Source organism: Anaeromicrobium sediminis (assembly GCF_002270055.1).
Taxonomy (GTDB): Bacteria; Bacillota; Clostridia; order Peptostreptococcales; family Thermotaleaceae; genus Anaeromicrobium; species Anaeromicrobium sediminis.
In genome coordinates this window covers 14,299-39,403 of the sequence record NZ_NIBG01000027.1, presented here as the reverse complement: position 1 = coordinate 39,403, position 25,105 = coordinate 14,299, and the positions used below count along the sequence as shown (strand labels likewise).

The 25,105-nt window shown below is 30.6% G+C and carries 25 protein-coding genes; 10 read left to right on the top strand and 15 right to left on the bottom strand.

Annotated elements, in window-relative coordinates; all coding sequences use genetic code 11:
- Positions 1-32 precede the first annotated feature (32 nt).
- On the bottom strand, positions 33-719 hold the full coding sequence (locus tag CCE28_RS19385) for a DUF2225 domain-containing protein (RefSeq protein WP_095135489.1): 687 nt from the start codon (positions 717-719) through the stop codon (positions 33-35).
- A 932-nt stretch (positions 720-1,651) separates the two neighbouring features.
- Here CCE28_RS19385 and CCE28_RS19380 point away from each other — a divergent pair.
- The 5 genes from CCE28_RS19380 (at position 1,652) to CCE28_RS19360 (ending at position 6,601) form a co-directional block, all read left to right on the top strand.
- Positions 1,652-2,761, top strand: coding sequence for an ABC transporter ATP-binding protein (locus CCE28_RS19380; RefSeq protein WP_095135487.1), 1,110 nt, complete (start codon positions 1,652-1,654; stop codon positions 2,759-2,761).
- 20 nt (positions 2,762-2,781) lie between these two features.
- Positions 2,782-3,435 carry an ABC transporter permease gene (locus tag CCE28_RS19375; RefSeq protein WP_095135485.1) on the top strand — a complete coding sequence of 218 codons (654 nt, stop codon included), beginning with the start codon at positions 2,782-2,784 and terminating at the stop codon, positions 3,433-3,435.
- Positions 3,436-3,447: 12 nt separating this feature from the next.
- Positions 3,448-4,338: an ABC transporter substrate-binding protein gene (locus tag CCE28_RS19370; RefSeq protein ID WP_095135483.1), complete on the top strand. Its 891-nt coding sequence runs from the start codon at positions 3,448-3,450 to the stop codon at positions 4,336-4,338.
- A gap of 168 nt (positions 4,339-4,506) precedes the next feature.
- Positions 4,507-5,181, top strand: a complete 675-nt coding sequence (locus CCE28_RS19365) for a response regulator transcription factor (protein WP_095135481.1) — start codon at positions 4,507-4,509, stop codon at positions 5,179-5,181.
- Position 5,182: 1 nt separating this feature from the next.
- Entirely contained in the window at positions 5,183-6,601 is a 1,419-nt protein-coding gene (locus CCE28_RS19360) for a HAMP domain-containing sensor histidine kinase (protein WP_095135479.1), read from the top strand.
- 55 nt (positions 6,602-6,656) lie between these two features.
- On the opposite strand, the gene CCE28_RS19355 is transcribed toward CCE28_RS19360, so the two are convergent.
- From CCE28_RS19355 to CCE28_RS19335, 5 genes are all read right to left on the bottom strand, one after another.
- Entirely contained in the window at positions 6,657-7,334 is a 678-nt protein-coding gene (locus CCE28_RS19355) for an ABC transporter ATP-binding protein (RefSeq protein WP_095135477.1), read from the bottom strand.
- A 7-nt stretch (positions 7,335-7,341) separates the two neighbouring features.
- Positions 7,342-7,863, bottom strand: a complete 522-nt coding sequence (locus CCE28_RS19350) for a hypothetical protein (RefSeq protein WP_095135475.1) — start codon at positions 7,861-7,863, stop codon at positions 7,342-7,344.
- Between the two features lie 15 nt (positions 7,864-7,878).
- Positions 7,879-9,063 carry an ABC transporter permease gene (locus CCE28_RS19345; protein ID WP_095135473.1) on the bottom strand — a complete coding sequence of 395 codons (1,185 nt, stop codon included), beginning with the start codon at positions 9,061-9,063 and terminating at the stop codon, positions 7,879-7,881.
- An 18-nt stretch (positions 9,064-9,081) separates the two neighbouring features.
- Complete coding sequence (locus CCE28_RS19340; RefSeq protein ID WP_176461925.1) at positions 9,082-10,311, bottom strand: efflux RND transporter periplasmic adaptor subunit; 1,230 nt, start codon at positions 10,309-10,311, stop codon at positions 9,082-9,084.
- Positions 10,312-10,457: 146 nt separating this feature from the next.
- On the bottom strand, positions 10,458-11,486 hold the full coding sequence (locus CCE28_RS19335) for an FAD:protein FMN transferase (RefSeq protein WP_095135469.1): 1,029 nt from the start codon (positions 11,484-11,486) through the stop codon (positions 10,458-10,460).
- Positions 11,487-11,802: 316 nt separating this feature from the next.
- Between CCE28_RS19335 and CCE28_RS19330 the strand changes: the two genes are divergently transcribed.
- The 3 genes from CCE28_RS19330 to CCE28_RS19320 all read left to right on the top strand — a co-directional run bounded on the left by CCE28_RS19330 (position 11,803) and on the right by CCE28_RS19320 (position 14,766).
- Positions 11,803-12,612 carry a motility protein A gene (locus tag CCE28_RS19330; protein ID WP_095135467.1) on the top strand — a complete coding sequence of 270 codons (810 nt, stop codon included), beginning with the start codon at positions 11,803-11,805 and terminating at the stop codon, positions 12,610-12,612.
- Positions 12,593-13,288: an OmpA/MotB family protein gene (locus CCE28_RS19325; RefSeq protein ID WP_095135465.1), complete on the top strand. Its 696-nt coding sequence runs from the start codon at positions 12,593-12,595 to the stop codon at positions 13,286-13,288. The genes CCE28_RS19330 and CCE28_RS19325 overlap by 20 nt, the downstream gene beginning before the upstream one ends.
- A 77-nt stretch (positions 13,289-13,365) precedes the next feature.
- The gene (locus CCE28_RS19320) at positions 13,366-14,766 is read left to right on the top strand and encodes a dihydrolipoyl dehydrogenase family protein (protein ID WP_095135463.1); all 1,401 of its coding nucleotides are present in this window, start codon (positions 13,366-13,368) and stop codon (positions 14,764-14,766) included.
- A gap of 133 nt (positions 14,767-14,899) precedes the next feature.
- Here the strand turns inward: CCE28_RS19320 and CCE28_RS19315 are convergent, their stop codons facing one another.
- The 9 genes from CCE28_RS19315 to CCE28_RS19275 form a co-directional block, all read right to left on the bottom strand.
- Complete coding sequence (locus CCE28_RS19315; RefSeq protein WP_095135461.1) at positions 14,900-15,556, bottom strand: pentapeptide repeat-containing protein; 657 nt, start codon at positions 15,554-15,556, stop codon at positions 14,900-14,902.
- A 32-nt stretch (positions 15,557-15,588) separates the two neighbouring features.
- Complete coding sequence (gene tadA, locus CCE28_RS19310; protein WP_207652934.1) at positions 15,589-16,050, bottom strand: tRNA adenosine(34) deaminase TadA; 462 nt, start codon at positions 16,048-16,050, stop codon at positions 15,589-15,591.
- Between the two features lie 204 nt (positions 16,051-16,254).
- Positions 16,255-17,112, bottom strand: a complete 858-nt coding sequence (locus tag CCE28_RS19305) for a metal ABC transporter permease (protein WP_242973032.1) — start codon at positions 17,110-17,112, stop codon at positions 16,255-16,257.
- On the bottom strand, positions 17,072-17,731 hold the full coding sequence (locus CCE28_RS19300) for a metal ABC transporter ATP-binding protein (RefSeq protein ID WP_095135456.1): 660 nt from the start codon (positions 17,729-17,731) through the stop codon (positions 17,072-17,074). The genes CCE28_RS19305 and CCE28_RS19300 overlap by 41 nt, the downstream gene beginning before the upstream one ends.
- An 11-nt stretch (positions 17,732-17,742) precedes the next feature.
- Entirely contained in the window at positions 17,743-18,822 is a 1,080-nt protein-coding gene (locus CCE28_RS19295; RefSeq protein ID WP_095135454.1) for a metal ABC transporter solute-binding protein, Zn/Mn family, read from the bottom strand.
- Between the two features lie 318 nt (positions 18,823-19,140).
- A complete protein-coding gene (locus CCE28_RS19290; RefSeq protein WP_176461924.1) occupies positions 19,141-19,344 on the bottom strand; it encodes a cold-shock protein in 204 nt (67 codons plus the stop codon).
- A 281-nt stretch (positions 19,345-19,625) separates the two neighbouring features.
- The gene (locus CCE28_RS19285; protein WP_095135452.1) at positions 19,626-20,837 is read right to left on the bottom strand and encodes an ABC transporter permease; all 1,212 of its coding nucleotides are present in this window, start codon (positions 20,835-20,837) and stop codon (positions 19,626-19,628) included.
- A 42-nt stretch (positions 20,838-20,879) separates the two neighbouring features.
- Positions 20,880-21,557, bottom strand: coding sequence for an ABC transporter ATP-binding protein (locus tag CCE28_RS19280; protein WP_095135450.1), 678 nt, complete (start codon positions 21,555-21,557; stop codon positions 20,880-20,882).
- 19 nt (positions 21,558-21,576) lie between these two features.
- Positions 21,577-22,809, bottom strand: coding sequence for an HlyD family secretion protein (locus CCE28_RS19275; protein WP_095135448.1), 1,233 nt, complete (start codon positions 22,807-22,809; stop codon positions 21,577-21,579).
- Between the two features lie 155 nt (positions 22,810-22,964).
- Between CCE28_RS19275 and CCE28_RS19270 the strand changes: the two genes are divergently transcribed.
- Together CCE28_RS19270 and CCE28_RS19265 are read left to right on the top strand one after the other, a co-directional pair.
- Positions 22,965-23,663, top strand: a complete 699-nt coding sequence (locus CCE28_RS19270; RefSeq protein WP_095135446.1) for a response regulator transcription factor — start codon at positions 22,965-22,967, stop codon at positions 23,661-23,663.
- 3 nt (positions 23,664-23,666) lie between these two features.
- Entirely contained in the window at positions 23,667-25,094 is a 1,428-nt protein-coding gene (locus CCE28_RS19265) for a sensor histidine kinase (RefSeq protein WP_095135444.1), read from the top strand.
- The last annotated feature ends 11 nt before the right edge of the window (positions 25,095-25,105 follow it).

The following is a 25,105-nucleotide window of genomic DNA, read 5'->3' as shown; positions in this document are numbered from 1 at the left end:
AAAAAGTGTATACTTATATTATACACCTAATTTTACTTACTAACCTTTGTAATTTCCTGCCTTATATCTGACCACCTGTCTCTGCCCTTCATTACATATCTACTTCTATTTGGAAATTTGAACAATTGATTGAACCAGGATTTAGTGTTTATATATACGCCAATTCTATAGCTTAATTCAGCTAAAGTATATACTACAAAATCCTCTGGTACTGATTTATCCTTTATTTTTAAGTCTGAATTATTATAGGCCTTTTCAAAATGGGCATAGGCATTAGACAAAAACCTGCTTTCTTCCCCTACATCCTCTTTATATCTATTAAACCAAGCTATTCTTAGACATATGGGGGCTAATTTAATACTAGTTTCCTTTAAAGACTCACCAGCAACAAGGGCTAGTTTTGCCAGTCTTAACCCGTCATCTATATTTCTTTCTTCAAATAGATTTTCTACATTTCTCATCTTAAAAAATAACCTATCTAAAATATCTTTATCCTTTTGCTTAGTTATTTCTTCAAAGTGATCTGTAAAAACCATATGACAATGAGGGCATATATAAAACTCATACAACAAAGGATTGTCCAACTTATAGTAAGGACAGTTGTCCGTATCCCTCTTGTCTATCCTAACTGCATTACTTTTTACCTGGGGTGTCTTAAATTTTCTATGACATTTTATACATTTTTTGTCTCTATAAAATATGTTGGGATTATTTGCCATTTCAATCTCCTCGTTACATTCTACACATGCAATATTTAATACTTTAGAACTATGCTCAATAAGTTATATCTATAATCTCTTATTTCATTGTAAATTTTTACAGAATTTTGTACAAGTCCCATTTTTACTTATGTACTATTTAATATATCCTTTATATACTTTTATAATTTTTTATATAACTTAAATTAAATTTAGTCATATACTCCTAAAAATAGATTTTTACTTATATTCATGCTATATTTAATAATGATGCTCTTGCAAAAAAATAGAACAGGATTTCTCCTGTTCTATCTTTTAATGGATGTTTGTATTATATTAGATACTAATAAATATTCAGATAATTCCTTTTCATTCTTTGATAAAAATAAACTCTTTATATAATCTATAATAAAAGCCATATTTCCTCCTCCTCGTGCATAAAGTATTTTATCAAAATTTGTTACATTTTGTAAAGATACGTTTTTATGTGAAATTTTCTATAGTTAATATTCTTTTATATACACTCATTCCTCTTTTTCTAATCCCATTCTTATGATAGAATATAAATATTAAGTAAAAATTTCTTATCTTTCTAAGATTATCCAATGTACAACTTTTCTTTAAACATATCTAATAATGATTTTGTATTTTACCTTGGATATATTTATATACAGATTTTTATAACATTAAAGTATATTTAGCTTATTTTATGCAAACCTATAAGATGGACAGGTTCTTATAGAACATAAAAATCATACATCTTATATAATTTTTGTATTTTTTCTATGCAAAAAAATAGAATATAATCTTTTTAACTCTTTAGGATGAAGGGATAGTTTTTTATACCCCAAAATAGTTTTCATAATTTTAAGAAATTATTTTTTCCACAAATTTATTTTATTGTTCTTCCAACGAAGACTTTTTATATAGAAACATTATAAAGGAGGGGTTTTGTGATAAGATTTGAGAACGTGACTAAAATATATGAAGATGGCTTTAAAGCCTTAGACAATATAAACCTGCACGTAAAAGAAGGAGAACTATTGGTTTTAATCGGCCCTAGTGGCTGTGGGAAAACTACTACTATGAAGATGATTAATAGACTTATTGATCATACCAAAGGAAAAATCTATATGGATAATAAGGAAATAAGTAAAGTAAATCCAGTAGAACTCCGTAGAAACATAGGTTATGTTATACAACAAATAGGATTATTACCTCACATGACCATAGCTGAAAATGTGGCTTTAGTGCCCAAACTAAAAAAAATGGATAAGGAAAAATATATGAAAAGAGTGGATGAACTCCTGGATATGGTAGGCTTAGATCCTAAAATATACAAGAGCAGATATCCAGCAGAACTAAGCGGAGGTCAACAACAGAGGGTTGGAGTAATAAGAGCTCTAGCAGCAGATCCACCAGTAATCCTTATGGATGAGCCCTTTAGTGCCCTTGATCCTATAAGTCGTGAACAACTTCAAAAGGAATTAGTTAGACTTCAACAGGAAATAAAAAAGACCATTGTATTTGTTACTCATGATATGGACGAGGCATTAGAAATTGCAGATAGAATTTGCCTAATGAAGGATGGACAAATCATTCAATTAGATACTCCCGAAAAAATTTTAAGACATCCTGCCAATGAATTTGTAAGCGAATTTATTGGGGAGGAAAGGTTAAATAGTAAAAAGGCTCTTCCTCCAATTACTGAAGTTATGATAGAAGCTGTAACTACAAAACCTGACCGTGGTTTGGCAGAAGCTTTAAAACTTATGAGAAACCATAAGGTTACAAGCTTAGCAGTAGTGGATAAAAAGAATAAATTCTTAGGTTCTGTAGGAGTTTGGAATATTCAGAGAAACTTTTCAAATGAAGATTTAAAGGTAAAGGATGTAATGAAAACAGATATTCCTTTTATAAAAGAAGCTGACTCCCTAGAAGAAGCCATAGATTTATTTTTAAATACAGATATAAAATACGTTCCCGTATTGAATAATGAAAAGGCTCTAACGGGAGTTATAACTCACTCTAGCTTAGTAGAAATATTAGCTAGTAGATATTAATTATAAAGGAGTTGAGTTTCATGAATAATAATCTTTTTATAGAAGTAATTAATGTGTTTCAAAATCGTTCTTCAGATATATTATTGGCCCTAGGTCAACATTTACAAATAACTTTAATTGCCCTATTTCTCTCTGTATCTATTGCAGTTCCAGTGGGTATACTATTGACCCGCCGAAGAAATATTTCAGATTTAGTTATAGGCTTTGCATCTGTTTTTCAGACAATTCCAAGTTTAGCAATCCTAGGTTTTATGATACCCTTCTTAGGTATTGGAAAAGTTCCTGCAATTGTGGCTTTAACCATATATGGACTAGCCCCAATTTTAAGAAATACATATACAGGTATAGTAGAGGTAAACCCAGCATCTATTGAAGCAGGAGTAGGTATGGGTATGACTTCCAAGCAAGTATTATTTATGGTAGAGCTTCCTCTTGCTTTATCCATAATAATGGCAGGTATTAGAACATCCACCGTATTAATAATAGGTGTTGGTACTATTGCAGCCCTTATTGGTGCTGGTGGATTAGGAGATTTACTATTTAGAGGTATCCAAACAGTAAACCCTGCATTAATATTAGCTGGTGCTATTCCAGCGGCAGGTCTTGCTTTGACTTTTGATTTCTTACTTAAGAAATTAGAATCTTATGCTACACCAAGGGGATTAAAAAAATAAAGGAGTGATTTAATGAAAAAGTTAAGTTTATTTTTAGTTTTAATTTTAGTACTTTCTGTATTTGCTGCATGCGGAACTACAAAAGAAGAAAAAACTGTAGTTATAGGTGGTAAAAACTATACGGAACAAGAAATTTTAGTTTATTTAATGAGGGATATAATAGAAGCTAAAACTGATGTTAAAGTAGTAACTAAGCCCTTCTTAGGTGGAACTCAAGTTGTATTTGCAGCCATGAAAAAGGGAGACTTAGACATATATGCTGAATATACAGGTACAGCTCTTTTAAGTATATTGAAACAAGATTTAGATACGGATACGGACAGAGTTTATAATACGGTAAAAGACTTAATGGATAAGGATCATGGTCTTGCCGTGTTAAAACCTTTTGGGTTTAACAATACTTATGCCCTAGCTATGAAAGCTGAAAAGGCAGAAAGTTTAGGAATAAAAACTTATTCAGATTTAGCAGCTAAATCTGGAGATTTAGTTATAGCAGGAACCCAAGAGTTCTTAGAGAGAAAAGATGGTTATATGGGATTAAAAGAAACATATGGTATGAATTTCAAATCTACTAAGGGTATGGATCCAGGTCTTACATATGCAGCCGTTAGAGATGGTCAAGTTGACGTTAATAGTGCCTTCGCTACAGATGGCAGGATAGCTGCATTTAATTTAACAGTATTAGAAGATGATAAGAATTTCTTCCCACCTTACTATGCAACACCAGTAATTAGAAAAGATACTTTAGAAAAATATCCAGAAGTAAAGGATGCCCTTGAACAATTGGCAGGTAAATTAGATGATAAGACCATGTCTGACCTTAATGCTCAAGTTGACTTGAATAAAAAGGACGCTAAGGTCGTAGCTAATGAATGGTTAAAATCACAAGGTTTAATAGATTAATTATGAAGGTGAATTATAATTCACCTTCTTTTTTTATAATTTTACTAATCAATTGTGATGGTTTTGTGTTCATTCTTTGAATGTTTAATAAAGATAATGATTACCCTATAGTTAACGGAAACCTTTTATGTTATGATGATTTCAATAAGGATAGAAGGGAGCAATTTTATGATAAAAATATTAATAGCTGAAGATGAAGATAAAATGCGCCAAGTCATAAGAAAGTATGTTGAAAAAGAAGAATATGAAGTGACAGAAGCTTGTGATGGTCGTGCTGCTTTAGAAATATTAGAAACAGAAAATGATTTTTCCTTAATAATATTAGATGTGATGATGCCCATAATAGATGGTTGGACCGTGTGTAGGAAAGTACGAGAAAAATTAGATACTCCCATAATAATGCTAACTGCCCGTGGTGAAGAATACGATAGATTGTTTGGATTTGAATTGGGAGTAGATGATTACATAGTAAAGCCCTTTAGCCCTCGGGAGTTAATAGCTAGGATAAAAGCCATATTAAAAAGAAGTTCTAAAACTGTAAAAAACGATGTATTAGACTATGGAAATATAAAGATTTCTCCATTGGAAAGGATTGTGTTAGTAGATAATAAAGAAGTATACTTAACACCAAAGGAATTTGATTTATTATTATTTTTAACTACTAATAACAAGCAAGCCTGTTCTAGAGAAATGCTTTTAAGTAAAGTATGGGGTTATGATTTTATAGGAGATTTAAGAACAGTAGATACCCACATTAAACAATTAAGAGAAAAACTTTCTCCCTATAAGGGATACATAAAAACCGTATGGGGAACAGGATATAAGTTTAAGGTGGAAGAATAATATGAAAAATATACGAAGTAAACTTTGGATATCTATTACAGCACTTATTCTCCTCATATTGGGAATATCCTGGCTATTTCAGGTATATTTCCTAAATGACTTTTATATAAATGCCATAACCAATTCCCTAGTAGATAGCGGTAAAGAAATAGCTGCTATTGTGGAGAAGGAAGGCATAGAATCTGAAAATTTATCAGAAAAAATCCACGAAGTGGCCTCTGATTTAAATGGTCGTGTAAATATAATCGATAGGCAAAACAATATTAAATATAACAACCTATTAGCAGAACGAGGATTTAAAGACCTGAAAATACTAGGCCAAAAACCTCACCGTGAACTTGAACGATTTTCCTTTAAACAAGATCTTTATATAAATCGTCTAATACAGAAAAAGGATGGAAAAGACATTGTAAGACACTTAAATGTGGCAGTTCCCATAAAAAAGGGAGATACAGTAATAGGTAATGTATGGCTATCTTCTGGCCTTTCTTCAACTAATTCTATTACTTTTGTATTAAAGAGGCAATTATCTATAATAAGTGGAATTTCCCTGCTAGTTGGGACTATATTATCCTTATTTCTATCTAAAATGTTTGCAAAGCCCATAATAAAAATAACAAATGCTACAAAGGAAATTGCAAAGGGTAATTTTGATTGTAATATAGACGTAAAAGGTGAAGATGAAATAGGTATCCTTGGGAATACAATAAATAAAATGGCTGAACAATTGAGTCAGATAGAAACTTTCAGGCGAGAATTCATAGCTAATACTTCCCACGAATTAAAAACTCCCATAAGTTTAATAAAGGCTTATGCAGAACTCACCCTGGATATAGAAGGAGAAGAAAAGGAAAGTAGGGAAGCAAATTTAAAAGTAATAATAGATGAATCTGACAGACTTACTAATATGGTAGAAGATATTTTATATTTGTCTAAAATGGAAGCTGGATATTATGATCCTACTACGGAACCTTTCATAGTAAACGATATATTAACTAGGGTCATAGATAAATTAAAGTATTTTGCTAAGGAAAAAAATATAGATATATTATTTAACTATAACAAAGAATTGTTTATAGAAGGAGACGAAAATAAAATCTTTCAAGTATTTTTTAATATATTAAATAACTCCATAATTCACTCATTTAAGAATAGTGAAATTCAAATTAATCTACTAGATAATAAAAATTCTATTCGAATAGAATTTAAAGATTTTGGATCAGGTATCCCTAAAGAGGACCTTCCCTATATATGGGAAAGATTTTATAAGGTTGATAAATCCAGAAAAAGAAATAAATCTGGTACAGGATTAGGTATGTCTATAGTAAAAAATATATTAGAAGCCCATAATTATGCCTATGGTATAGAAAGTGAAGTAAATAAAGGTACTTTAGTATGGATAGAAGTAAAAAAATCTTAAATATAAAAAAATAATACCAGCTAGTTCTCTAGCTGGTATTATTTTTTCTATTTTTTTAACCTTCATGGACTTTACCGTCCCTTACGTTAATTATTCTCTTTGCCTGCTGAGCCACATGTAAATCATGGGTAATCAATATGATGGTATTACCTTTTTTATTCAGATCTAAAAACATATTAATTATATCTTCTCCTGATTTAGAATCTAAGTTTCCTGTAGGTTCATCTGCAAGTAATATTTTAGGGTCTCCTATTAATGCTCTAGCAATGGATACCCTTTGTTGTTGCCCACCTGATAGTTCTATGGGCTTATGGTCTATTCTATCCCCAAGGCCCACCTGAACTAATAAATCCTCTGCCTTTTCAAAAGCTACGTTTCTCTCTACCCCTCTCAATAGAAGGGGTAAGGCTACATTATGTTGAGCTGTATATTTAGGAAGTAGATTAAACTTTTGAAATATGAATCCAATCTCCTTATTTCTTATGTGAGCCAATTCATTTTCAGTTTTTTCTTTAATAGGTTCTCCACCTAATATGTATTCACCACTATTGGCTGTATCAATACATCCAATAATATTCATAAGAGTTGATTTTCCCGAACCAGATGGTCCTAGTACGGCTACAAATTCACCCTTATTTATTTTTAGTGAAATTTCATTTAATACTTGAACCTTTTGTTTTCCTAAATCATAGGCTTTTACTATATCTCTCATTAAAAGTACTGGTTCACTCATAATATCACTACCTTGCTATACGAACTTTTACTACATCTCCATCTTCAACCCAAACTTGCAGCATAGAATCTACACCTATGTTTTCTAAGTCAACTTGAGACGCTCCACCTTGACCTCTCTTTTCAATAGGTACTCCCACAGGAATTATAATATCTACCGTTTCTCCAGTAAATTCTATCTTTCTATTTTTCATTTTTTCTTTCATTTCTTCTCTACTGATTTTTTCCCTATTCTCTTTGGATATTTGAACTGGTTCAGGCATTTTTGCCAACATTAAAGTAACTTCATTACCTACTATTTTTTGCACCTTTCCATACATGGTAGGTCTATTTATTTGTGGTTTCTTTTCTCTTATTTCATCAACTGATTCATTTTGAGAGCTATCTGGTTTTTGCACCTCTGCAGCAACTTCCCTTCTCACTCCCTCTTTTCCTTCCACAACAGTCTCCTCTACTACTACTTTATCTCCACAAGCTGTAAACATTAATACTGCCCCTATAGCTAAAATTAATAATTTTATTTTTTTCATTTAATTCATCTCCCTTTATTCATAGTTAAGTGCATCTATAGGCTTTAAAGTTGCCCCTTTAGAAGCTGGATAGTATCCAAAAAATGTTCCTGTAACAATGGAAAATATGAGAGCTATCACATTTCCTTCTAAGGATGGAATAACCCTAACACTCCCATACTCTGCAAGAGGCATTAAAATTATGCCTAATACTATGGCTATAATTCCTCCTCCCGCACTTATTATTATGGCCTCTAGTAAAAACTGAAGTAATATGTCCCTTCTTTTAGCGCCTATGGCCTTTAATATACCTATTTCTTTAGTCCTTTCTTTTACAGATACAAACATAACATTCATTATGCCTATACCACCAACAATTAATACTATAGTTCCTATGGCCATTAATAATATTGACATACTTTTTGCTGATTCCCTTGCCGTAACTAATTTTGATCCAGCATCCCTTATCATTAAATCATCTTCTTTGTATTCTTTAGACAATATTTCTTTTATGTCTTCTATGGCAGGATCCACATAGTCTATTCCTTTAGCTAGTACAGTAATATTAGGTTTTGACTTTTTTCCTATTAAATAGCTGGTAGCCGTTTCATAGGGTACTATGACTCCTTCATCAGGATTAAAGCCTCTCATTCCCGTGTCACCAATTTGTTCTAATATACCTACCACTTCGTATCTCTTACCTTTTATAGTTACATATTCACCTAGTATGGATTCTGTCACCTCTTCAAAGAGTCCTTCTGCTACATCATATCCCAATACGGCTATCTTAGCTCTCTTTATGTCTTCATCTGATATGAATCTGCCATACTTTATATTCAAATTATTTGTATCTTTAATATCTTGCGTACTTCCTAGTGTAGATGCAGACATACTTTCTCCATTTCCTAATACAGAAGTAGACGTTGTTACTGATATTACTGCTTTATCAATATTTTGTGTTTGTTCTTTAATTCTTTCTAAATCCTCTTTATCTAAAGGTTTTACATTTGGAGATGCCCTAAAATTAGTCATCACATGGATAGTTCCTACACTTAAACTTTTAAATTGTTCTTCTACCTCTGCTTGACTTCCCTTACCTATACCAATGACAAATATAATAGTAAGGGATCCTACTATTATGCCAAGGGAAGTTAAAAAAACTTTAAACTTATTGAGTTTTATATTTAACAAAACTCCCTTGAAAATTTCTTCTATTGCCATACTTTCACATCCATACTTTTATTTTTCTACTAAGATTATTTCTCCAATTTCTATGCCCTTTGTAACTTCCACAGATTTACCATCTGTAAGACCTGTAGATATTTTTCTTTCTTCTACAGTTCCATCTTCTTTCTTAACTTTCACATATTGTTTCTTATCTTTAATATAAACAGCCTTATTGGGAATAGTAATTACGTTTTTTCTCTCTTTTAAAATAAAAGCTGCTGTACAAGTCATGCCAGATTTTAACTTATCGTTATTTTCATTTAATCTAATGTTCACATCATAAGTTACTAATCCACTAGAATCTATCTTTGGAAGTTCTTCTATGTATGTTACTTTTCCTTGGAAACTTTTATTTAAAAATGCCTCAAATTCCAAATTTACATTTTGGTCAATTTCTATATTTGATAAATCAATTTCTGATACGGGTACTATTACTTCCATACTTCCACTATCGGATAATACAACCACATGGGTACTATCTGCTGTAGTTGTATCTTCATCTTTAGTAACTTCCACTACAGTTTCCCCTGGTTTATAGGAAGTGTATAATACTTTACCATCTATAGGTGATTCAAGGACTGTATTTCTAAGGTCATCCTCTGCTATTTTTAAATTTAATTCTGCTTGCTTTATGGCCACTTGTTCCATTTCTAAATCTAAATTAGTATTAGATAATGTATTATATCTTTTTAACTGATTTTCATGAGCAAGTTTTGCCTTTTCGTATTCTATCCTCTTTTTTTCTATTTCTGATGCTGGATAATATTCTTTCATCTTTGTCATAGGTTCGTACTCAACTTTTAAAGTATCTAAGGCGTATTTAAGATTATCTAACTTTTCCTTTTCTGCTATTAAGTTTAATTCCTTCTGTTCTTTCGCCTGTTCATATTTTAATAGGGCTTGCTCGTATTGTCTTTTGCTGGTTTCTGCCTTATTGCCATAATCCGTATCATCTAAAGTTGCTATAATATCTCCCTTTTTAACAGCACTGCCTGGCTCCACAAATAAATCCTCAAGTTTACCTGTAATCTCAAAGTCCAAATTTACTGTTGGAATTTCTAATTGACCATCTCCCACATACTCTATACTTAGATTAGACTTTTGAACAGTATATTCTGTCACTACCACATCTTCTTTTTCTTCAGAGTTTGCATCTATACTTTTATAAAAACTAAATCCTCCTAGTAGACCTACAATTACTGCCCCTATAAGAATATTTTTTTTAATAAATATATTTTTCAATATATGGCCTCCCTTCCTTATGATCTATTTAATCTTTATTACAATTATTAAATTAATTGTTTCTCTCTTATTAATTTTATTTTACAAATGTGATGAAAGTTTGAGGAAAGTGTAAGTATAGTATGCAAATTAAAAAAGCTAGGTAATTAATTACCTAGCTTAAAATTATCGTCTGTTAAATTAAATTTGCCCTTTATTCCACTACTTGAATATACATTTCTGTCCTCTGTAACGATTATGCATTCCACATTACTAAGAGACTCTATAAGCTTCATTCCCTCTTCTAATCCAAGTAAATATATGGATGTGGATAAAGCATCTGCACTTACGCCATCGATCGTTATTATGGTTGTACTTATAACACCATTTTCTGCTGGATATCCACTTTCAGGGTCTAATATATGATGATATCTCTTTCCATCTTTTTCAAAATACCTCTCGTAATTTCCTGAGGTTACTATATTAGTTTCACCTGCTTGGATAACTCCTATATGGGAACCTCTGGGACTTTCTGGATTTTGTACTCCCACTTTCCAATCGGAACTATCTATCTTTTTTCCTACTAAAGTAACATTTCCACCTAGACTAACTACAGCAGAATCTATACCATCTTCTTTAAATATTTTTCTCACTTCATCGCCTATATATCCTTTAGCAATACCACCTAAGTCAATTCCCATTTCCTTAGATTTTAAATATACTTCATTAGTTTCATCATTCACTTCCACATTTTTGTAGTCTATATTTTTAATTAGATACTCAATTTCTTCTTTAGGTGGAATCCTTTCCTTATCTGTTCCTATATTCCAAGCCTTAATAAGGGGTAGTATTGTAACATCAAACTTTCCATCAGATATTTTTCCAAATTCTAAAGCTCTTTTTATCACATATATAGTATCATCACTAACCTTTACCCTTCTTTGCCCAGCATACTTATTTACACTGCTTATTTCTGATTCTCCAATATTTGTAGACATATTTTTTTCAATTTCATTTATTCTTGATATGGCCCTATCTATAGCCTTATTAGCCTTGTCTTCATCTTCTTCAAATAGAGTAAAATCTATAATAGTACCAAGAGCATAGGTCTGTCTTTTTATAGGTTCTACTTTTTTACTACAACCACTAAAAATAATACTTATACCTATGATTAAAAGTATTAATCTTTTATACACCGAATCACCTCATTCAACCATTTTATTGAAAATCATTATCATTTATTTCAATAAATTTCATTATATCATATGCCCTTACAAATTAAAAGCTGGTCATGTACCCAGCTTATACCTTAAACTTACTAACATTATAATGAGTGAATTATCTATACTTAAAAATGTTTCACCCTAGTATTATAGAAAAAAATTGTCCCATATTCCTATTTTACCAATTCTTTTGTGTTTTTAATAAAAATAGTCCTATAAGGTGTCTAATAAAGTCTATTTCTTTTGTGCTATAATTTAAAATGATGGAACTATTAATTAGGAGGAATCTATGAAAAGTTTAAATCTAAATACCAAAAAGAATTTAATCCTCATACTTTTATCAGGCGTAGTATTTCATTCCCTGTTTACTACAGTGCCTACTAAAGCCCTTTTAAATATAACTGCTTTAGAAATAATAGTTGGAGGAATCGCCTTGTCTATTCTCATAAGCTTTCCCTTTCATGTCCTAATGGATACTGTAAAAATCATAAAAAATAGTATTCAAACTCCCATAGATTATGAGAAAGATATTTTAAAATTATATGATTTAAGTATTAAAGTAAAAAAAGATGGCCTTTTAGGAGTATCTTCTTACTCTGATGTGGAATCGGATATATTTTTAAAGGACTGTTTAGTTTTACTTAGGGACTATAAAAACACTGCATCCATAGAGAATGTAATTATAAAAGATATTGAGTCTAGAAAAATGAACTTATATAAATCTATAAATATATTAAAAATGATTTCCCATGTTTCACCTGCCTTTGGTCTTATTGGTACTTTACTTGGTCTTATTGGCCTTTTATCTAATATGGGCGAAGTAAATATGATCATAACTAATATGGCATCAGCTTTAGTAAGTACCCTTTATGGAAGTTTAATAGCAAATTTCATAGCCACACCTTTAATGGGTAGGGTGAAAAATTATATAGATAATATTATTCTCAGATACACTATTATTAAAGAGGGCATCTTATCTATATCTGAAAATAATTCACCTAGAGATGTATTTGATAAAATGAACGTTATGCTCAAAGAAGATAAACGACTTGCTTATCCAGCTAGAAGGGGGACTTCTTATGAAAGACTCATATCATGATGATTTTGATGTTTCATCTAATTGGCTTATTACTTATTCAGATATGGTTACAATAATCCTTTGCTTTTTTATTATATTCTTCAATTTATCTGAAGAAAAAACAAATATGTTATACTCCATGAAAAATGCATTAAAGGAGGAAGTGGCCACCTTATCTGAAGAAAATGAAAAATTAAAAACTACTAATAAAAATTTATCTGTGGAACTTTTCAATCTTAAAAATATAGAAAAGGATATACATACTTCAGAAGAGGAGTTTATAAAATTTTTACGTGATAATGACATGTTAGATAAGGTTAATATTCTTCAAAATGAAAAGGGGATAGCCATTAGATTTAAAGATAATGTCCTATTCTCCAGTGGAGATTCAGCCATGTCTGAAGAAGGTCAATTGGCCCTTAGTAAAATAGGAGACAAGTTAACTAAAATAGAAAATAACATTATAGTAGAAGGTTATACGGATAACATTCCAATTCAAACGGATAAGTATCCTTCCAATTGGGAATTATCTGTGGCTCGGGCCATAGAAGTAGTAAAATATTTTACAGAAGTAAAGGGAATAGATAAATCTCGCATGTCTGTTAGCGGTTATGGAGAACTTAATCCCATAGATACCAATGATACTCCTAAAGGACGATCTAATAATAGAAGGATAGAAATAACAATTATTAATTAAAATTTCAATAGTAAAGTGATAATAACCTCCTTTTGAGGGTATCATTAATATATGATTCCCACAAAGGAGGTCTTTTTATGAAGAAATATGATTATGACATAGTAATAATAGGAGCTGGTGGAGCAGGTATTACGGCCTCATTTACTGGAAATGGATTTAAAAAGAAAGTTCTATTAGTGGAAAAAAATAAAATAGGTGGAGAATGTACACACTCTGGGTGTGTTCCTAGTAAGGCCCTTATAAAAGCTGCTAAGCTGACTTATAATGTGACTACATTGAAGGATTATAGTATAGATTTAAAATATAAATTAAATACGGAAAATGTAATGGATTATGTGAAAAGCATAGTAAATAAAGTATATGAAGAAGAAAAACCCCATAGCTTCGAAGAAAGAGGAATTTCTGTATTAAAGGGACATGCTTCCTTTATAAATTCAAATACTATCTCTGTTAATGGTGAAAATATTACAGGGAAAAATTTTATTATAGCTACAGGAACTAGTCCGAAACTTCCTCCCATAAAGGGGATAGATTCTGATTATATACTTACTAATGAAACCATATTTAACTTAGAAAAATTGCCTAAATCCATGGGAGTTATTGGTGCTGGAGCCATAGGTATAGAGTTGGCTCAAGCCCTAAATAGATTGGGAGTTTCTGTAGATATATTGTTACGTGGAGATAGGATTCTAAAAAAAGAAGAAAAAGAAACATCTAAAAGGATAGAAGATATTCTTTTAGGAGAAGGAATTGAAATACACAAAAATGTAAAGCTCAAAAAGATAGAGGATGGCACTATACACTACTTAGATAATGGTAATATGGGTTATTTTTCATCCTTTGAAAAAATATTAGTTGCCACAGGTAGAAAGCCAAATTTAGATAATATGAATTTAAAGAAAATAGGTGTAGATTACGATTCTAATAAAATAATAGTCAATGATAAGCTTCAAACTAGTGTATCTAACATTTATGCTGCTGGTGATATTGCAGGTCCCTATAGATTTAGCCATATGGCTGAATATCAAGGTTTCATAGCTGCCTTTAATTGTATATTCCCAGTGAAGAAAAAAACTGATTACTCCCAAGTTTTATGGACTACCTTTACAGATCCTGAAATTTCTCACATAGGATATACGGAAGAAGAAGCCCATAAGAAATATGATAATATTAAAGTATACACAGAAACTTACTCCCATTTAGATAGGGCAATTACCGATAATGAACAGGGGTTTGTGAAAGTCATATGTCATAAGGATAATATAGTAGGTGCCCATATTATAGGTAATAGGGCAGGAGAACTCATCCATGAAATTCAAATGCTAAAAAAATTCAATATTCCCATAAAAAAAACTGCAGATATGATTTATGCCTATCCTACCTATTCGGATATTATAAGGAAAATTGGTAAGAAGGCCTATTTAGATTACTTGAATAATAATTTAATAGTGAAAACCATAAAAAATATATCTAAATAAAATCAATTCACTATATGAATAGTTAAGAGACTTGTAAATCTTATACCTGAGTTATTTTTTTATAAAATAATCCTTTACTTTTATTCATTGTTATAAAACATCTAAATAAAAGCAAAGGATTATTCACCTTCAATTATATTTTAATAATAAGACCCATTAATTTTGAAAGTGATACCGCTTGCATTGGAGAAACTTCCACTCCAGATAAATCTTCTATTCTTATTCCTAATCCTTCTATTTCACAACTACTGAAATCAATTCCCTTTAATTTGGTTCCTGACATTTGAGCCTGTTGTAGATTACATTCTTCAAATCTAACCTTAGCAAAATTAGAATTTTGGAAATTAGTACTTTGTAAAAGAGAATTATTAAAATCTACTTGCTTTAATTTTGAAAATGAAAAAAAAGAATAACGTCCATTACAATTCTCAAATTTTACATTTTGTAAGGATGACTCACTCAAATTAATACCTACAATCTTACAGTTTATTAACTCCACCCTATGTATGATAGCTCCATAAAAATCTACGTTTGATAGATCACAGTTTTCAAACCTAATATCTGTTAATTCTATAAATTTAAATGATACCTCTTTGAAATTAACATTTCTAAATATGATTTGTTTAAACTCTACATGTTCTGCCATCTCATTTTCAATCTCACAATCACAAATCACTTTCATAGATATAAGATCTTCATCTTGGATATTTGGATCTAATGATATGTATTCTTCTAGATTCTTTGGTATTTTAGGAGCTACGATTTTATATTTTCCCTTTTTCTCACCCATGTTAATTCCCCCTATTTTAATTTAAAATCCATTTATATCTTCTTTTTATTTTTCCTCAGATTCCTAAAAAATTCTTTCATGGTATTTGAACATTCTTCTTTAAGTACATCTCTCGTTACCTTTGTTATATGATTATATCTTTCATCTTCAGGAATATTTATTATAGATCCACAAGCTCCACCCTTTGGATCCATAGTTCCTATTATTAGATTATCTATTCTAGATAGCATGATGGCTCCTGCACACATGGGGCAAGGTTCTACTGTCACATACATACTACAACCTATCAGCCTCCATCCACCTAAATTTTTAGACGCCTCCTTTATGGCAATCATTTCTGCATGGGCAGTTGGGTCCTTGTCTATTTCCCTTCTATTGTATCCTCGTCCTATTATTTCATTATCTTTTACTATTACCGCACCAATAGGAACTTCACCTATTGAAGCTGCTTTCCTAGCTTCCTTTAAGGCTTCTTCCATATAAATTTCATCCATTAATTTCACTCCCATTTTTCCTAACATACTTACTATATTATATTATTATTATTTATTTAAGTAAAAATTATATTTCACTACCTTGCATTATACAATCCGGTGTATTATATTGAAATCATAGTTTATGAGGCTGGAAAATCCAATAATAAATTAGTTGTACAAACTACTTCCCGTGATAATAAGTAAAAAATAAAGAGCTGAATTTTATATAAAATTCAGCTCTTTATTTTTTATTACTTTCACGCCAATATTTGTAAGTATATATGCAAATATTGATACCAATATAATCGTTGCTCCCGATGGAATATTATATTCATAGGATATATATAACCCACTAAGGCTATATATAACTCCAAATATGCTTGATAAAATCATTACTTTTTGTAAATTATAAGTAAGTAATTTTGCTGTAGCAACTGGAATAGTTAGTAGTGCTATAACTAATATGATACCTACAACCTTTATAAGTATAACTATACTAAACGATATTAATACATATAATAATTTTTCCAGATTTAAAATATTAATCCCTAAGGATTTGGAAAACTCTTCATCAAACAAATAGGCCTTCCAGTGATTAAATATACTGCCAATAGCCCCTAATATAATAACAGTTAGGACTATCATCATATTTATATATTGAGAAGAAATAGTGAGTATATCTCCAAATAAATAGGATGTCATATCTGGTGGGTATCCTGGAGTCAAGTTAATAAATAATATTCCAAGGGCCATTCCTAATGACCAGAACATGCCTATTAAAGTATCTGCTTTAGTATTACTACTTCTTTTTATGGCCGTTATCCCTAAAGATGCCATTGTGGAAAATATGAGGGCTCCTATCATGGGCTCAATACCTAGATAATATCCCAGGCCAATTCCTCCAAAGGAAGCATGAGTTATACCTCCACTCATGCTCACTAAACTCTTCTCAACTATGATAGTACCTATTATTCCGCACACAATACTTGCTAAAAAAGCTCCCTTAATGGCATTTTCAATGAACTCATATTGAAATAAATCATAAAACATGTCTATCACCTCTTTGAATTTTTTCTTCATCCATTGTTTTACTAAGGTGAACGACCCTATCTGCATAATTAAATATGTGATTCATATCATGGCTAACCATTATAATGGTTTTTTCTTTATTTAACTTTTTTAACATATCATATATATTCTTTCTTCCCTTACTATCTAAACTCGATGTGGGTTCATCTAAAACCAATACATCTGGGTCTCTCATTAGGGCCCTGCCTATTAATACCCTTTGTAATTGGCCTCCTGATAATTGGCCTATTTGCCTATTTTTAAATTCTATTATATTTAATTTGCTCATTATATTTTCTGCTTTAATCTTATCTTTTTTATTATATTTGTGAAACAGTCTCAATTTTTCAGGTAATTTTCCCATTAATATTACTTCCATCACACTTATGGGAAAGGTCTTATCGAAGTTTCTAAATTGAGGCACATATCCAATAGATTTTTCATTCAAAGAAACAGTACCCTTAGAAGGTTTTATTAAATTTAATAGAACTTTGATTAAAGTACTCTTTCCTCCTCCATTAGGGCCTATAATTCCTAAAAATTCTCTATCCTTAATAGTCAGGTTTATATTATCTAGAGCACATATAGAATCATAATATACGCTTAAATCTTTTATGCTTATTTGATTCATATACGTACCTCCTAGTTTAATCCTCTATTAAACTTTTCTGCCATATTTCTCATATTATCTATATAATTTGGAGCTAAAGGAGATACCTCAATCACTTCTGCACCTATTTCCTTTCCTATGGTCTCTGCTTGTTCACTATGGAATTCTTCTTGGTAGAATATAAATTTTATATTTTCATCTTTAGCATGATCTATAATTTTCTTTAATCTCTTAGCTGTAGCTTCTTTTCCATTTTCTTCTATAGTTATCATATTTAAATTATAATCATCTGCAAAATAACCAAAGGAAGGATGATATATGATGAATGATTTTTCTTCTGTTCCCTTTAAACTTTCTTTTATTTCCTTATCCACTTTATCTAGTTTTTCAATATAGGATTTAGCATTTTCTTCATATATATTTTTATTTTGTGGATCTACTTCTATTAAATTATCCTTTATGGTATTTACCATAATTTTAACTCTCTTTGGAGATAACCATATATGAGGGTCTACCCCTTCATGGTTATGATCTTCATGTGTTCCCTCTTCTTCATGACTTTCATGGTCATGGTCTTCATGTGTGCCTTCTTCTTCATGACTTTCATGGCCATGGTCTTTATGTGTGCCTTCTTCTTCATGACTTTCATGGCCATGGTCTTCATGTACACCCTCTTCTTCATGACTTTCATGGTCATGTTCCTCTTCCTCACTAAAGTTTCTATGTTCATATACCTTTCCAACTTCATCTTGTAAATTAATAATTTTAATATCTTCGTTTAAATCCTCTAGCCTAGTTAATATGTTAGCCTTTTCAGTAGGTACACCTATGGCAAAATACATACTGGCATTACTAAGACCTATCATTTCCTTAGGCGTAGGTTCATAATTAGCAGGGCTATGTCCTGGAGGTATCATAGTAGTTACCTCTACTAAATCTTTACCTACTGCTTTTACAAAGGTTTCTTGAGGAATTATAGATACAGCTATTTTTACCTTTTCATCTTTCACTGTGTTTTCAGAATTTGCATTTTCTTCTTTTTTACTACAACCACCTATTAATAATAGGGTGGTCAATATTAATGATAGCACAATGTATTTATTATATTTCATTTCTTCACCTCATCTAATTGATTATCATTCTCATTATATAGTATTTTATAATATTGTCAATGACAATGACCCATATTATAATATTGGCAAAAAATTGTAATAAAATACAAAAAAAATCATACTACGTATGATTCGTTATGGAACCCTATGGTTCGCCCTGGCAATCTGAACACCTTTCGTCAAAGAGTCAGGGGAATTCTTCCCCCACACCCACTTATTTTATTGCTTATCCACAGTATCAAAATATTATAATTTGTTAATAAGCAATAAAAAAAAGCCTAAGGATAAATCCTTAGACTTGTTTTTTTATAGTTTAAATTATCTAACTGGAGTTACTTCTTCAGCTTGAGGTCCTTTTTGACCTTCAACAACCTTGAAAGTTACTTCTTCGCCTTCTTCTAAGCTCTTGAATCCATCTTTTTGAATTTGAGAGAAGTGTACGAATACGTCTTTTCCGTCTTCTCCTGTAATAAATCCAAATCCTTTTTCTGAGTTAAACCATTTAACTGTACCATTCATCATGTTAATATACCTCCAAAATTTTTATTACCTTGAATCTTTAGAAAAATACTTAATCAACAAAAATTTTAAAAGTATACATGCTACAGTTAAATTACTACGATCTATATACTTAAAACTTAATTAATTATTTTTACTGTAAATCAAAGTTCTTTACTATTATATCTTATTATTAATCAAAAGACAATGATTTTATTCTTAAAATATTTATTTTTTTGAAAATATTTTAAGGATAAAATTCAAATCCCTTCAAAATTTATCATAAATGTAGTTTCTTATTATACCTATTCATACCTTAAAGCATCAATTGGATTTAAATTTGCAGCTTTATTTGCTGGGTACAATCCAAAGAATATACCTATGGAAGCAGAGAATGCAAATGCTATACATATGGTATTTAAACCCACCTTAGGAGTTATCTTAATAAATGATCCAACTGCATATGCTAGTCCTGAACCTAAAGTTATTCCTATAAGACCTCCCATACCTGACACAATTATAGCCTCTACTAAAAATTGAACTAAAATGACTTGTTTATTTGCTCCTATTGCCTTTCTTATACCAATTTCTCTCGTTCTCTCTGTGACGGATACGAGCATAATATTCATTATTCCTATACCACCAACTAAAAGAGATATGGCTGCAATGGCACTTATGAATGTGGTCATGGTACCTGTAATTTTGTTTACCATCTTCATTTCACTTTCAGCTGAATAAAAAACATATTTATTTTTGCCTACCACATCATGTCTTTTTTCAAGTAATTTTACAATACTATTCATAGTCTCTTTAACATTTTCTCCACTTTTAACATTTACCTCTAGGGAATTATAGGTTGTCTCTCCTGTAATTTGTTCCACATTAGTATAGGGTGCATATAGGTTAAAAGTCTCCTTTCCTCCCCCCATCATCATACGACTCTTTGGTTTTTCATATACACCAACTATCACATAGGAAAGGGTTTGACCATCCACGTCAAAGGTAAGCCTTTTTCCTAATGGATTCATGGAAGGGAAAAATTTCTTAGCCAATTTTGACTCTATTACAGTAGAATACCTCCCAGCTAACACATCACCCTCAATTAAAAATCGCCCCTTTGTGATTTTAAAATTATCTATTTTATTATAATCTGAACTAACTCCTGATAAATTCATATTATAAGTTTTTCTGCCTAAATTCATAGTTCCAGATAATGTTTGCTCGAAAGATACTGCCTCTATTTCATTTCCATAAATTCTTTTAATTGCATCTAAATCATTATGATCCATATTAATTTCTTCACTTACATATTCATCCTCATTAATATATATGGTTGCTCTATTTACACCAATATTTTTAAATTCCTTATTCATGGACTCCTGACTGCCTTTTCCAAGGGCCACTAATGTTATTACGGAAGAGATTCCTATTATTATTCCTAACATGGTTAGTATGGTTCTCAACTTGTTTGAGCGAACAGACAGAATAGCCATTTTTATACTCTCTAAAATATTCATATTATCACCTTTTACTTTAATATTTTTAAGTAAATCTATTTTTTAGTTATTATATATATCTCGAACAATTAAACCATCTTTTACTGTTATTACCCTTTTAGCTTGAGCAGCAATTTCAGGTTCATGGGTGACCATTACAATAGTATTCCCGCCTTCATTTAGTTCCTTTAATATGCCCATTATTTCATCCGTTGTCTTAGAATCTAGATTTCCCGTAGGCTCATCGGCTAATACAACGGATGGATTAGTTGCAAGGGCTCTAGCTATGGCAATCCTTTGTCTTTGACCACCAGATAACTCACTAGGTTTATTCTTTTTTTTATCTAATAAACCCACACTGGAAAGGGATTTTTCTGCTCGTTGGGTTCGTTCCTTTAGTGGTACTCCCAAGTATATTAGGGGTAATTCCACATTTTGAAGTGATGATAACCTGGGAAGCAAGTTGAATGACTGAAATATAAATCCTATTTCTCTATTCCTTATTTTTGCCAATTCCTTATCATTCATCATACTAACATCATTATTATTTAAAAGGTATTCTCCAGAAGAAGCTCCATCAAGACACCCTAAAATATTCATTAAAGTAGATTTCCCCGACCCTGAAGGACCAATGATGGCCACAAATTCTCCTTTTTTTATGTGCAGATCAATTCCTCTTAGGGCTTCAAATTCAATACTTCCAGTTTTATATGTTTTTCTTAAACCTGTAATCTTAATCATAAAAGCCTCCTATTTACACCTAGAATAGTGTCATTCCTTCTTCTGCGTCTTCCACATTTCCATAATCTTCGTTCATTAACAAATTATCTCCAACCTTTATTTCATCACTAATAATTTCCACATACACGTCCCCTTCAATACCAATCTGAACTGGGACTTTTTTTGTGCTTCCATCATCCTTTAATATATTTACAAATTTATTTCCTTCCAGGTCAGAACTAATGGCTTCAAATTTCACAACCTTGGCATTTTCCTTCTTTGCAGTATTTAATACTAAATTCACTGAAAATCCCGTTCTTAAATCAGGAACATATTCATCTAATGTGATTCTAATCTCCACATATGCTTGCTTTTTTCCTTCTACATTCTTGGTCCCAGGGGCTATCTTAGACACTTTCCCAAACAAGGTCTTCCCCTTAATGGAATTTCCTTTGATTTTCACCCTTTGACCTATTTTTACTTTATTGATGTCCGCTTCTGATATATTGGCTACAATTTCATTTTTCTTAAAATTTTGTACATAAAACATATAATCTTCCCTTTTGAATGCCATGCCACTTTTTATCTTTAATTCTGTCACAGTTCCATCTATACTGCTTTTAATAGTAGTTTTTTCTAAATCCTCTTTTAATTGATTAAGTTCTAATATTGCCGATTCTATTGTTTTTCTTTGCACATATATACTAGATGGAGTATTTGAATTTTTTAATTTAAATTCTGCTTCTTCAAAATTATTTTTAGCTTGATGAAAGGCTGTTTTTAACTTTTCCAGTTCAGTTTTATTAACTGCCCCAGCTTCGTATAATATTTTGTTTGAATCATAATTTCTCTTTGTTTCTTCCAACTGAAGTTTAGCATTATCTAATGCAATTACTAAGGATTTATCTCCTTCTTTTACCATTTGGTTCAATTTAGATTTCTCAATTTCAATTTGTATGTTTTTTAATTTAATATTATTTTCCAACTGATCTGATTTTAGTTTAGCCAACACTTGACCAGCTTTTATCTCATCACCTTTTTTCACAAAGATTTTTTCAACTACGCCTGTTCCATCATAATTTATCTTTGTTGCTTCATCTGTAACTACAGTTCCATTTGTATATATATTACTTTCTAAATTCATATTTTCTACTGTTAGGGTTTTAATCTCCTCTTTAACATTATCCTTAGCACCAAATACTTTAAAACCAAGGGTGATAAACATTATTATTACTAGTATAGAAATTATAGGAACTGCTATTTTTTTATTCATTCTCTTTCCCTCCAAAACAATTATTCTTTGTATTTATAATAATTGTTTAAACTTACATAACCTTTATTAAAGAATTAAGAAACTATTAAATTTTCCTAGGAAAATCATACAAAAGAAGTTTCATTTGATATTATATTTGTAAGGAGGGGAATGAAATGCACAAGGAAAAAATTTTAGTTGTAGATGATGAAATTGAAATTGGAGAAATCATAAAAGATTTTTTAGAAATGGAAGGATATGAAGTTATATTAGCCTTCGATGGAGAAGAAGCCTTAGAAGCTTTTAACATACACAATCCAAAATTAGTCCTATTAGATATTATGCTTCCGAAAATAGATGGAATGGAAGTATGTAGAACCATTCGTTCCACATCCACAGTGCCCATACTCATGTTAAGTGCTAAAAGTGAAGATGTAGATAAAATATTGGGTCTTGGATTTGGAGCAGATGATTATATAACAAAGCCTTTTAGTTCAGGAGTATTAATTGCAAGGGTTAAGTCTCACTTAAGAAGATATACTAAATTTTCAACTCCTAATTTAAATACTAATAATACTTATGAATTTGATAATATTAGGATCTCTTTTACTTCCCATTCAGTTCTTATAGACGATGAAAATATTCCTTTTCCAGCAAAGGAATTTCAACTTCTTAAATATTTAATATTAAACGAAAACAGAGTACTAACTAAGGAACAGATTTTTAGTCATATATGGGGATATAATGACTATGGAGATATAAATACAGTTAATGTTCATATAAGAAAAGTAAGACAAAAAATTGAAAAGGATCCTGCTAACCCAAAATACATAAAGACCATATGGCGAGTAGGATATAAGTTCTCTAGGGAATAGATTATGAGAAAGAAAATATTAACTGCCTTTTCTCTATCCTTAATTATCCCCATAATTATTAATATTTCATTGTTTTATCTTATTAACAATTCTACTGTAATTAATAATTACCTAATTTCCGATGTGAAATTAAATGAGAAAACCATAAAAGACATTGAAGATATTGAAATATTCCTAGATAAATTCACATTAAAATTAGAAGATAATTATTCTAATATTAATGATTATGATACCTTTTACAAGGAAGTATTTAAGAATAATAAGAAATATATATATAATGTTCAAATTATAGATTCTAAAAATATGGTATTATTTGATGCTTTAAATAAAAATCATATTAATAATAAACTATTTACAAAAGAAGAAATAACACCTTTTACGGAAGATGATAACTATAGAACAGCTACATACATATATAAAGATAATGAAATAGTAGCTACTGCATTAATAAGTCTAAAATTTAATTTAGGTTCATACTTTGAGAAATATGCTTATATTACCCTGTCCATATCAATATTTTCCCTATTGATTTTAGTAGGATTAATAATATTTTTTTCTTTTAAAATATCTAAGAGTATATCAGAACCAATTAAATCCTTGCATTTATCAGCAGAGGCAATTTCACAGGGGAATTTTAATGTATCAGTTCCTTATAATGAAAAAAATGAAATAGGCAAGTTCTGTAGTGTTTTTGATAATATGAGAATTGAACTTAAAAACTCCTTTGAAGAAAAAAAGAAATATGAAGAATCTAGAAAGGAATTGTTTGCTTGTATCTCCCATGACCTACGTACACCAATCACATCTATAAAAAGCTACGTGGAAGGATTAGAACAGGGATTAGCTACAAATAAAGAAAAACAGGATAGATATTTATCCGTAATTAAAAACAAAACTAACCAGTTAGATAAAATGATAGATGATTTATTTTGCCTCTCTCAGCTCGAAATCGGTAAATTCCCCATGGATTTTCAAGTGGAAGATAGCAATGAAATCTTCACAGATATATTCAATACTTTTGAAATTGAATTTAAAGATAAACCTATAAATTTCAAAATAAATAATCCTATTCCATCTGTTAAATTAAAGTGTGATAAAAGAAGGATATCTCAAGTAATATCAAATATAGTTGAAAATGGAAAAAAATATGTGGGTCATGATGGACTCATTCAAGTATCTACTGTACTTGAAGATACTTCTTTAATTATTTCTATAAAAGATAACGGATCTGGTATAGAACCTGACAACTTACCTTATGTATTTGACCACTTTTTTACAGGTGAAAAATCTAGAACAAAAAAACATGGGGGTACTGGTCTAGGATTGGCTATCTGTAAACAAATAATAAAAGCCCACGGTGGACACATATGGATAGAAAGTACTGTACATATAGGTACTACTGTTTATTTCAAATTACCCTTTATAGTTTAAAAAGCACACCT